Annotated in this window: 12 protein-coding genes; all 12 read right to left on the bottom strand. The window is 27.5% G+C overall.

From position 1 onward, the window contains the following. A partial coding sequence (locus Q5F54_RS05925; RefSeq protein ID WP_302334095.1) for a chemotaxis protein CheW occupies positions 1 to 476 on the bottom strand: 476 nt, incomplete at its 3' end. Positions 477 to 1,268: 792 nt separating this feature from the next. Then, a complete protein-coding gene (locus tag Q5F54_RS05930; protein ID WP_288247595.1) occupies positions 1,269 to 1,622 on the bottom strand; it encodes a response regulator in 354 nt (117 codons plus the stop codon). A 22-nt stretch (positions 1,623 to 1,644) separates the two neighbouring features. Next, the gene (locus tag Q5F54_RS05935) at positions 1,645 to 2,451 is read right to left on the bottom strand and encodes a protein-glutamate O-methyltransferase CheR (protein WP_302334096.1); all 807 of its coding nucleotides are present in this window, start codon (positions 2,449 to 2,451) and stop codon (positions 1,645 to 1,647) included. Then, the gene (locus tag Q5F54_RS05940; RefSeq protein WP_281538321.1) at positions 2,435 to 2,917 is read right to left on the bottom strand and encodes a chemotaxis protein CheW; all 483 of its coding nucleotides are present in this window, start codon (positions 2,915 to 2,917) and stop codon (positions 2,435 to 2,437) included. The genes Q5F54_RS05935 and Q5F54_RS05940 overlap by 17 nt, the downstream gene beginning before the upstream one ends. A 17-nt stretch (positions 2,918 to 2,934) precedes the next feature. Continuing rightward, a complete protein-coding gene (locus Q5F54_RS05945; protein ID WP_288702064.1) occupies positions 2,935 to 3,417 on the bottom strand; it encodes a chemotaxis protein CheD in 483 nt (160 codons plus the stop codon). 9 nt (positions 3,418 to 3,426) lie between these two features. Next, positions 3,427 to 4,041, bottom strand: a complete 615-nt coding sequence (locus tag Q5F54_RS05950; RefSeq protein ID WP_071119241.1) for a chemotaxis protein CheC — start codon at positions 4,039 to 4,041, stop codon at positions 3,427 to 3,429. A gap of 35 nt (positions 4,042 to 4,076) precedes the next feature. Further along, positions 4,077 to 5,105, bottom strand: coding sequence for a chemotaxis-specific protein-glutamate methyltransferase CheB (gene cheB, locus Q5F54_RS05955; protein WP_302334097.1), 1,029 nt, complete (start codon positions 5,103 to 5,105; stop codon positions 4,077 to 4,079). Positions 5,106 to 5,126: 21 nt separating this feature from the next. Next, positions 5,127 to 7,244, bottom strand: a complete 2,118-nt coding sequence (locus tag Q5F54_RS05960; RefSeq protein WP_302334098.1) for a chemotaxis protein CheA — start codon at positions 7,242 to 7,244, stop codon at positions 5,127 to 5,129. A gap of 117 nt (positions 7,245 to 7,361) precedes the next feature. After that, entirely contained in the window at positions 7,362 to 9,116 is a 1,755-nt protein-coding gene (locus tag Q5F54_RS05965) for a methyl-accepting chemotaxis protein (RefSeq protein ID WP_071119238.1), read from the bottom strand. Positions 9,117 to 9,290: 174 nt separating this feature from the next. Further along, the gene (locus Q5F54_RS05970) at positions 9,291 to 10,373 is read right to left on the bottom strand and encodes a hypothetical protein (RefSeq protein WP_302334099.1); all 1,083 of its coding nucleotides are present in this window, start codon (positions 10,371 to 10,373) and stop codon (positions 9,291 to 9,293) included. A gap of 28 nt (positions 10,374 to 10,401) precedes the next feature. Continuing rightward, entirely contained in the window at positions 10,402 to 10,665 is a 264-nt protein-coding gene (fliN, locus tag Q5F54_RS05975) for a flagellar motor switch protein FliN (RefSeq protein ID WP_071119236.1), read from the bottom strand. A 3-nt stretch (positions 10,666 to 10,668) separates the two neighbouring features. Next, on the bottom strand, positions 10,669 to 11,377 hold a 709-nt coding region (locus Q5F54_RS05980; RefSeq protein ID WP_302334100.1), incomplete at its 5' end, for a FliM/FliN family flagellar motor switch protein.

Below are 11,377 nucleotides of genomic sequence, written 5' to 3' on the forward strand. Positions count from 1 at the left end.
GTTTCTGGGCTTATGTCAGCTATAATTTTTTCAAAGTCCAATATAGTTATAAGTCTGTCCTTATATTCAGCTATTGCAGTTGCTACACTGTCTTCTCCACTGTATATAACCTTATCTGGTTTTTTTATATCTTCCCAAGAAACCCTGTCTATTCCAACTACACTTTCAACTCTAAACGCAAAGTTTAACTTGTTAAAATGTGTAAGTATGAATATATCATGACTTTTATTTTCTGATCTTTCTATATTTAAACATTTGGCTAAATCTATTACTGTTATTACCTCTCCTCTTTGTTTAAATATACCTTCTACAAAATTATGTGAGTTTGGCATTCTCTTAGTTTCTTGTGCTCTCATGATTTCACGTATTTTTGCTATATTTATTCCAAATAATTCTCCACCTACAGTGAATTCCATTATCTCAAGTTCATTTGTACCTGACTCTAAAAGTATTTTTGTTTGATTTGGAGTATCCATAGTTATTGTTCCCCCATCCTACATTAAGTTTAAATAATCACTCTATTATTTATATACGGTACTTATTTAAATTTATTTAGATTATTTTTTGAATTTTTTATAAAAATGCTGTGTTTTAACACGATGTTGAAATTAGGTAAGTTTTGAATAGTAAAAAACCAATTAAATAATAATATTATCTAATTGGTTTAATTTGAGTATTTAATAAGGAATTTTTATAAAACAATTTAAATATTAAAAAAGTAATTTTTAATATACCTTAAAATATTTAATTAATAAAATGAATGAATAGTAATATCTATAATACATTATATAACATAATACATATAAAGTCGATGTATTTTCTTAATTTTCTGTAAATTATGTTATAACTATCGATATTAAAAAACCAACTAAATAATTAATATTATCTAATTGGTTTTTTATGTGGTTTTGATATCTTATTCTATGAGATTCTTAATGTCGTCTTATTTTATAGTAAACAATATACACTTTGAAAGTTTTTGGATATATATTAGATTAATAAATAATACTATTCATCGACACAATAAATTATAGCAAAATTCGACAATTTTTTCAATACTATTTTATAAATATTATGTATATTTATTTTGTGTTTTATATGAAACTATTCATCTTATCCAAATGCTTTAATATATATAGTTATAATGTATCAGCATATTTAATATAGATTCTATATAATTTTTACTCAATATCAACATTTTGTTAAAACATAGCCTATAAAAAAAGAAGATAATGTTATATCTTCTTTTTTAGTTAAAGTATTTATCTTTATAATTTTGATAATGCTGATATAAGCATTTCTTCTTTAAATGGCTTTACTATAAACCCTTTTGCTCCGTATATTATAGCTTCTTTCATTCTAGCTTCTTGTCCTAATGCTGAAACCATTACAACTGATGCACCTGGATCAATTTTTTTAATTTCTCTTAATGCTTCTAATCCATCCATCTCTGGCATAGTTATATCCATTGTAACTATATCTGGTTGTAATTCTTTGTATTTTTCTATAGCCATAACTCCATTTTCAGCTTCACCAACTATTTCAAAATCATAGTTTGCAAGCATATTTTTTATAGACATACGCATAAATGATGCATCATCAACTATTAATACTCTTTTCATATTTATTCCTCCCTGAAGTTAATTATTTTTTTCTATAAACAGATGGCCTTACTCTTTCAAAGCCAGTTTCTAGGTTTGATAAGTTTTCTGATAAACCTATTATTAAGTAGCCACCAGATTTTAAAGAATCATGTAATCTTTTGCATAATTTTTGTTTTGTAGGATTATCAAAGTAAATCATAACATTTCTACAGAATATTACATCATATTTCCTAAACTCCCATCCTATACTTTGATTTAGGTTAAAGTATTTAAAATCAACTAAACTTTTTATATTATTATTTATTTCATAGCTTTTATCATCCACTTTTTTCATATAATTTTGAACCCAAGTTTTTGGCAATTTAGCTATTTTATCTTCTGTATAAACTCCATTTTTAGCCGTTCTTAAAACATTAGTCGATATATCTGATGCTGTTATAGATACTTTTGATTTTGCACCTATTCCGAATACAGATGTTGCTAACATTGATATACAATAAGGCTCTTCTCCTGTAGACGATGCTGCAGACCATATTTTTATTCCTCCAACTGGAGCTTTTTTAAAATAAGGCACAAATATTTCATTTCTTAAAAACTCAAAATGTGCTTCTTCTCTCATAAAATAAGTAAAGTTAGTTGTAAGTTTTCCTACTATTATAGATGCTTGTTCTCCTGTTTTATCTCTCATTAGATTATCTATATATGATTTAAAATCATTAAATCCTAATCTTTTAACAACTATTGCAAGTCTTGTTTCTATTAATGTTTTCTTATTTTCAAGATTTATACCATAGTTGTTATACATAAATGTCTTAAGACGTATAAAATCATTATTCGTTAATTTCATTACTCATATCTCCTACAATATTCACTAATGAATCACAATCTAATATTAGTTGTATATCATTATTTATCTGACTTATTCCATTTACAAAACTTTCTTTTAAATCATTTTTTTCTTTTGTAGATTCCATTATTTGTTTGGGTGGTATTGTTAATACTTCATTTACTGCATCAACAATTAATCCTATTTTATTTGCTTCATTTTCGATTATAATTATACAAGTTCTTTCACTATATTCAATAGGTTCCATGCCAAACCTCATTCTTGCGTCCATTACAGGTATAATTGTACTTCTTAAGTTTATTATACCCTTCATGTATTCTGGTAAGAATGGTACCTTAGTTATTGGTAAAATTTCAATTATTTCTGTAATATATTTAGATGATAATGCATATTTTTGATTATTTATCACAAATACCATATATAAATCATCAATTTTGCTATCTAAAATTTCCTCATTATTATTCATAAACTGATACACCTCTTCTAAATAAATTTTTCATTCTTGCCCACACTCTTTATTTTTAGTTTATTAGTAGTTGTATCAAATATAATAGTTCTTCCGCAAGACCCTAATACATCTGAGGATATAATAGGTATTCTTAACTTAAATAGAGTTTCTTTGCATACTTTTACATTTTTTTCGCCAATTGTAAGAGCATTATTAGAATTATTGAAGTTAAACATGTGTGCTCCACCTGCCATTTTGGCCTTCATAAATCTTGGGTTTGCACCTTTTTTTCTCAACTCTTCATATAAAAGAGTTATTCCTGTGTCAGCAAATTTTGCTCTATTTGTTAGATTTTTTTCTGTTTTTGATTCAGATAATAAAATATGTACTAATCCCGCTATTTTATTTATCTCATCATATATAACAACTCCACAACAAGACCCTAAACCAACTGTCATTATTTGATCTGGTGATTTTATAATTTTATAATCTGCTATTCCTACGTTTGCAACTGCCATTAAATCTACCTATACTTCAAATCCTAATTTAGATAATAATGTGTTACAAGATTCTACTTTAGGTATAAAGTAATACTTTCCTTCTATCTCTCTATCTAAAGTAAAGAATTCTGTTTCTATACATAGTATAGAATCTGATTCACCACCATATAATGAAGCTGGTAAGTTCATTATTGCCATAACCATATCTACACTAAAGTATGGTATTGATTGGTCTATTGTTAATCCAGTCATATCTGACATTGCAGTTAAATAAGTTCCACAAAGTATATTGCATATTTCTCCTACAGAGTTTAATTCTTTGTAAAGTTCTTCGTAATTTTCTTTATCACACTCTATTTTTCTACCTAATAATCTTGATAATAAAGTAAGTGTTGAATCAACGTCCATTATTACCATTATAAAACCTTCTAAATCTCCTGATATTTGTAATACAGTTCCAACAACAAGTTCTTCTGGTGAACTATAACTGTTAGTTATATCTGAAAATTCTCTTAAATCACTGTTAGGTATTCCTATGTCTACTATTTCATTTAGCATTTGTGCTAATGATGTAGATGCATTGCCCGAACCTATATTACTAATTTCACGAAATACATTTAACTTTTCTTGTTCAAAATTCATAGGTATGTTCCTTCCCTCTCTAAGTTTTATTAAGTTTATATCGTTCTAAATTTATCTACTATCAAATTTGGAATAGCTTCTAAAGGAACTTCTTTAATAACAGCACCTATATTTTTAGCTGCCATAGGCATACCATAAACAACGCATGTTTCTTTATTTTGACCGATTGTGTATCCCCCTGCATTTTTTATAGATAATAATCCTTTAGCGCCATCATTTCCCATACCTGTTAGTATTGTTGCAATAGAATTATTTTTTGCATGTATCGCTACTGATTCAAATAAGTAATCTACTGATGGACAATGTCCACTTACTTTTTCAGCTTTTTTTATATCTAAGATATACTTGTTATTTTCTCTTACTATTCCCATTTGATATCCACCTGGTGCAATATATGCATGTCCAGTTAAAACTACATCTCCATGTTTACCTTCAACGACCTTTATGCTACATTCTTTATCAAGTCTTTGTGCATATTTTTTTGTAAATATTGGGGGCATATGTTGAGTTATAACTATGCCAGGTAATCCTAATGGCAACTCTCTTAAAACGTGTCTTATTGCATCTACTCCACCCATAGACGCACCTATTGCTATTATATTTTTACTATTATAACTAACATTATTTTTTATAATGTTAGTCTTTTTAAGTTCTGTATTAGAACAGCTATAATCATAAAATCCTGATGCATTTATTATTTTTTGAACCAAAGTTTCATTAAAATTACGCATAGTTTTTGCAGTTGGCTTTTCGATAAAATCAACTGCTCCCGCTGCAATTGCATTACTTTCATTAATACTACTACCACTAATTGCAATAGTTGGTATAAATCTTTTATTCTTTAATATATTTAAAAATTCAATTCCATCAAGTCCCGGCATCATTATATCTAGTATTAATACATCTGGATTAAACTCTACAATAACATCCCTAGCTTCATATGGATCTTTAGCCATACCAACAACTTCTATATGAGGGTGGTCTTTAAGTTGATTAAATAAAACTCTTCTAAATATTCCTGAGTCATCAACTATTACTACTTTTATTTTTCTATTAATTTTCATAGTATATCTCCTATAAAAGTATTATCTAGTTATTATTGAGTTAACATCAAATATTAAGCTTATAGATCCATCCTCTAATATAGAACATCCTGACATATATGATTGAACTTTTTCAAATTGAGTTAATAATTGAGGTATTGGTTTTATAACAACATTTTGTTGGCCTATTATTTTATCTACAATTATGCATATATTTCCTATTTCAGACTCAACTAATATCATTATTCCTTCGTTTTTATCTTTAGATTCAATTCCTAATATGTCTGCTAATCTATGAATTTTATAGCAATTGCCTCTAACAATACTATGTTCTTCACCATTAGGATTTTTTACAATTTCATAAGACCCGCTTCTAAATACTTCTTTTATATTAAGAGATGGTATTATATATATTTCATTTCCTATTTCAACTTTCATTCCATCTATTATAGCCAATGTTAATGGTATACGAATTATGAACATAGTGCCTTTTCCGCTCTCACTATCAATTGTTATAGAACCTCTTAATTTTTTTATGTTAGTATGAACTACATCCATCCCTACTCCACGACCAGAGTATTCTGTAACAGCTTCTTTAGTTGAAAATCCTGGAGCCATTATAAAGTTGTATGCTTCTTTATCTGATATCTCTTCTAATCTCTTAGTTGTAATTCCCTTTTCTATAGCTTTTTTTACAATAGCTTCTTTGTTTAAACCTCTACCGTCATCCTTTATAACTATTACAACATCTCCACCTGTATTTTTAGCTTCTAGTGTTACTGTTGCTTTTTCAGGCTTTCCAGCTGCCTTTCTTTCCTCTGGCATTTCAACACCATGGTCCATACTATTTCTAATCATATGCATAAGTGGATCTGATATGTTTTCAAGTATAGTTTTATCTACTTCTGTTTGTTCTCCTATAAGTTCTAAGTCTACTATTTTGCCAGTTTTTTTACTCATATCCCTTACTACTCTTTGCATCTTAGTAAATGTAGATGATATAGGTACCATACGGATAGACATAACTACATCTTGTAACTCAGCAGTCAATTGATGTAATCTTCTAGCTTGTTTTTCAAAGTTATCTCTATCAAAGTTTTCAAGTTGAGATTGTTTTTCTACCATAGACTCTGTTGTTACAATCTCTCCTACTAAATTCATTAATATATCAATTTTATTTATGTTTACAGTAAGGAAATTATTTTTAGTTTCTTTATTAGATTTATTTTTATCTAAAGTTTTCTTTTCTTCTATTTTATTTTCCTTAACCTCTGTTTGACTTTCTTCCTTAACTACTTCTAAAACATGTGTTTCTTCTTTATTAGTAATAGTTTCTTCGATTACAGTTTCTTCTTTATTTAAATCTTCTTTTATCTCTATTTCTTCTATTTTTTCAGATACTTCTGCTTCTGCTACTTCTTCTTTATTATTTTCATTAGGTTCTTCTATTTCAAAACACTTAAGGAACATTGTTCCTTGTATAGCTTTTTCAATTGCTTCTTTGTCTATTGGATTTTCTAGAACTAGTAAAAGTCCATTTTGTGCTATTTCTCCATCACAGTCATCTTCTAAATTTTCTGGTACTGTTTTTATTGATGAATGCATTCCTTCAAGAGACATTAAAACTCCAAGTGCTCTTATAGATTCCATTCCACATCCATCTTCAAAAAATACTTTTATTTTCATTCCATTTGAATCTAAGTTAACAACTTCATCAACTGTTTCATCTACTTGTGTATTATATGATATATTTTCTTCTATATCTTCTTTTAATAAGTTGCTTGATCTTTGATAAAGTTCTTCTATACTAGCTTGAGGAAACAACCCTTCTTGAACTTTTGATATTTCATCTTTTAAAAAGTCTATTATTGCAAGTACTACGTCAATAACTTCTTCCCACTTGCTTTGAGTAAGTTTTCTACCACTTCTTATTTCATCAAAAACATCTTCAATACTATGAGTAAGATTCATTAAACTATCATATCCCATCATAGCTGATGAGCCTTTTATAGTATGCATAGCTCTAAAGATTTCTTCTATTTCCTCTTGACTCAATTCTCCAGTATCAGATTGACCAGAAAGCAAAATTTCTTCTAATTGCTCTAGCAATTGCATATTTTCATATACATAAAACTCAGTCATAGAATCTATTCCACTCATTTTTTATCTCCTTTATTGTTAAACAAATATATTAGTTGTCTATTATATAAAAAGGAAGCATAAAAGCCTCCTTTTTACAAATAAACATTAATATGACTTTACTGTATTATATTATTCTTAATACATATCAAAATAACTTGCATCATTATTCATAAAATCCATGCTTCTTTGAGATTGGTTTCCACCTTTTACGTTAAATCCTTCAATAAGAGATTTTAACATTTGTGCTTGTCCACTTAACTCTTCACTAGCAGCTGCACTTTCTTCTGATGTTGCAGAGTTATTTTGAACTACAGCTGAAATCTGTTCTACTCCTAAAGTTACTTGAGCTATTGCTTCGGCTTGTTCATCAGATGCTTTTGCTATCATTTCAACTGAATTCATAGTTTGGTTTGTTATTTCAATTATATTTCCAAGAGATTCAGCCGTATTATTAACTATTTTAGTTCCATTTTCTACTGCTGCTATTGAATTTTCAATAAGTACTGCTGTATTTTTAGCAGCTTCAGCAGATTTAGCTGCAAGATTTCTAACTTCATCAGCAACAACAGCAAATCCTTTACCAGCACTTCCAGCTCTAGCAGCTTCAACTGCAGCATTAAGTGCTAATATATTAGTTTGGAATGCTATGTCATCTATTGTTTTTATTATTCTTCCTATTTCATTTGAAGTAAATGAAATTTCGTCCATTGCTTTAACCATTTCTTTCATTTGTTCATTACCATTTTGAACTTCATGTCCTGCGCTTATTGTTAAGCTGTTAGCATGTTGAGCATTTTCTGCTGTATTCTTTATTTTTTCTGATATCTCAGTTAAAGTTGCAGATAATTCTTGAACAGCACTTGCTTGTTCTGTTGCTCCTTGAGCTAACATTTGAGCTCCACTTGATACTTGATCTGATGCCGCTCCAACTTCTTCTGATGCTGAACTTATTTGTGACATTGTTTCACTTAAATCATTAGTTATTTTTTCTATAGAGTCTTCTATTTCTTTAAATACGCCTATAAACTCAACATTTGTAGATACATTAAAGTTTCCTGCTGCTACTTCACCTAATACATTTACTGTATCATTTATAACTTCATTTGTATTATTAGCCATTCTACGCATACTATCAGCTAAAGTTCCTAACTCATCTTTAGATTCATAAGATATAGAAACATCAAAGTCTCCTTCAGCCATTTTGTTAGCCGCATCTTCAATTTCAACTAATGGGTCTCTTAAAGTTTTTGTTATGTATATACTTATGTATGATACTCCTAATATAGCTACTATTAATAATGCTATACTTATTATTGTAGATTGCTTAGCTGTTTTATCTGCATCTGTTAAAAACTCTTCCATAATTTTATTGGCATTTTCATTTAATATTGATGCCTCTTCTATTACTTTGTTGTATGTATTTGAATATGTTGAAATAACTGATGCATCTATATCATTAACATTATTAGTAAATCCTTCTACTTGTGTTCTTGCATATAAATTTTCATATGCACTTTTATAGTTTTCTATTGCATTTTCAAGATTTTTTAAATGATCACCTATAGATGATGCTATTAATTCATTTGCACTTATTGATTTTATATTTTCTTCTATTTTATTAAATGACTCTGCTATAGTTTTATTTTCTCCAGTATGGTTGTTATCAACAAAGCCACTATTTAAACATCTTGATATATTGATAATTTCCATACGAATCCCTAAAGACTCATTAACTAATTTATATGGTCCATCATACATATAATCTGTTAAATTAGCTGTATATGATAATTTTCCTAATATATATATACTTAAACTACTCGTTAAAATTAATATAGTTAAAAAAGATAATATAAGCTTTTTTCCTATTTTTAAATTTTTAAATGAATTCATTCTTTTTCCTCCCTGCTCTAATAAATCTAATCTATCCTATAATTTACATTTTATTTATACGGATAAGTATTAATATAACTTTATATTTTTCGACAAATTTTTTATTTTTTACCTTATTCATTTTATATAATAAAAAAATTACTCTGAACATATAAATTGTTCAGAGCAATTTTTTTATACATTAACTTTATTAAAATATTTTTTGATAAGACTTTCAGTTATTTCCTTTATTTCATTATCATTTGGAAGAAAAATATTTCGTCTAGATTCCAAAATAAATTCAGTTTCTTTTGATATCACTTTATTTATAGATATTTTTTTGTTAACACTACCCTTTATTTCAACAATTAACTTTGAAATTTCTCCCTTAGTTATATTTTCAACTATAATATTATTTTCATCTTCTGTAAGAAGATTATTATAACTATAATACTCAAGTTCATCATTAAACATATCAATTATAGAGCCATTGGTATTTTTTATGTAATTATAGCTTATCGCCTTTACAAGTTTTATTGAAAGAATATAAAATAAAATCATAATAAATATACTAATCCCTACATGAATAAATATATTATTTAATAACTTTCCAAAATTAGTAAATAATTGTACTAATATAAAACCTATTAAAGAACCAATACTTCCTATTGCAATATCAGAACCCCTTTTTAAGTTAATTCTCATATCTACAATATTACTATATATCTCATCTTGGATTTTACAATATTTTATAGTATATAATTGATTTTCTGCTATACTACCTAATTTAGCTACTTTGTCATATATAGATTCATATTTTTCATCAAGCTTTAATGACTTTACAAAATTTACACCATGTATTTTTATGGCTCTAATAATTGCTTTTTCTAATGCTACTTCTTTGCTATCACCATTCCATATAGCTAAAGCATACTCTATACTTCCTGATACACCTAAAGTATGTTCAAGTTCTATACTTCCATCTATTTCAAAAACTCTTAACCCTTTTATCTTATTCAAATTTGCTATATTTTTTACTTGATTATATGTGAAGCTTCCTTTTTTTAATACCTTAATTGGATCTATACTGTTACTTACCAATCCTTCTTTTTTTCTTTCAGTAAAATCTATTATTGCTTCTTCATATTTATCTTCAGGAACCTCAATATTAATGGGCTGCCCCTCATTGTCTAAGTACCTTAATTCTCCATAGCTTAAGCAAGCATCTACACATCTATCCCCACTATTATTGTACTTGCTTTTTAATAATTTACTCATTTACCAGTCCTTCCTATGATAGATACTCTTAACTTAATGTTTTGACTAATTCATCTTCACCAAGTATATTAGTTATTCTAACTCCGAAGTTTTGGTCTATTACAACTATTTGACCATATCCGATTTTTCTTCCATTTACATATATTTCAACCTCTTGATTTTCAAAGGTATCCAATTCTATTAATGAACCTTTACCTAGCTCAAATATGTCTTTTAGTGCCATCTTAGTTCTACCAAGAATAACACTTACATTAAGTTCTATATCTAATACTCTAGCAAGATTTTTATTCATTGTCTATACTCCTTTCTTAACACTATCAGTTATTACTACACCATTTTTATTTTTTATTAATCCTGGTCTACATTTAAACGATCTAGCTTCAGAAACATCTAGCTCTATATCTCCATCTACTTTTGTATCTAAAGTTATTATATCTCCTACTTTTAAATCAAGGAGTTCATTTACTTTTATAGTTGACTTTCCTAATCTTGCAATTAAATCAACCTTTGCTCCGCACACATTGTTATAAATTGCATTTGTAAATTCAAAATCATATTCTTGATTCTTATTTCTAAATAATTTTTTAGTTTCTAATAAATCAAGTATTGGTTCCATACAGCTATATGGTTCACAAAATCTCATTTTACCTATTTCCTTGTCTTCATACATAACCTTCATATGTGCAATTAAGACAGATTCACTTATAGGATATTTTTTACTTGCTCCCGCATTTATATGAACTCTTAATACTTCTCTGTGTGTACAACTTTCAACTACATACATTCTCTTTAAGAAGTCATTAACACTTTGAAATAATAATTGCTTATCTATTTCAGTAAGGTTTCTATCATAATTTTCTAAAAGTCCATCTCCACCTAAAACTACATCAATTAAAGTAAGGGCTATAGTTTTATCAATTTGGTAAATTAAATCTTGTACTAATGGTTGTATAGCATGTTCTGCAATTACTGAATCTTTATCAATTAAATTTATAAATTCATCA

This window comes from uncultured Romboutsia sp. (assembly GCF_958366745.1).
Taxonomy (GTDB): Bacteria; Bacillota; Clostridia; order Peptostreptococcales; family Peptostreptococcaceae; genus Romboutsia; species Romboutsia timonensis.

What these genes read in the sequence shown, in the direction of transcription:
- Q5F54_RS05930 (WP_288247595.1), bottom strand. Translation starts at nt 1,622, where the DNA reads ATGAAAAGAGTATTAATAGTTGATGATGCATCATTTATGCGTATGTCT.
- Q5F54_RS05935 (WP_302334096.1), bottom strand. Translation starts at nt 2,451, where the DNA reads ATGAAATTAACGAATAATGATTTTATACGTCTTAAGACATTTATGTAT.
- Q5F54_RS05940 (WP_281538321.1), bottom strand. Translation starts at nt 2,917, where the DNA reads ATGAATAATAATGAGGAAATTTTAGATAGCAAAATTGATGATTTATAT.
- Q5F54_RS05945 (WP_288702064.1), bottom strand. Translation starts at nt 3,417, where the DNA reads ATGGCAGTTGCAAACGTAGGAATAGCAGATTATAAAATTATAAAATCA.
- Q5F54_RS05950 (WP_071119241.1), bottom strand. Translation starts at nt 4,041, where the DNA reads ATGAATTTTGAACAAGAAAAGTTAAATGTATTTCGTGAAATTAGTAAT.
- cheB (WP_302334097.1), bottom strand. Translation starts at nt 5,105, where the DNA reads ATGAAAATTAATAGAAAAATAAAAGTAGTAATAGTTGATGACTCAGGA.
- Q5F54_RS05960 (WP_302334098.1), bottom strand. Translation starts at nt 7,244, where the DNA reads ATGAGTGGAATAGATTCTATGACTGAGTTTTATGTATATGAAAATATG.
- Q5F54_RS05965 (WP_071119238.1), bottom strand. Translation starts at nt 9,116, where the DNA reads ATGAATTCATTTAAAAATTTAAAAATAGGAAAAAAGCTTATATTATCT.
- Q5F54_RS05970 (WP_302334099.1), bottom strand. Translation starts at nt 10,373, where the DNA reads ATGAGTAAATTATTAAAAAGCAAGTACAATAATAGTGGGGATAGATGT.
- fliN (WP_071119236.1), bottom strand. Translation starts at nt 10,665, where the DNA reads ATGAATAAAAATCTTGCTAGAGTATTAGATATAGAACTTAATGTAAGT.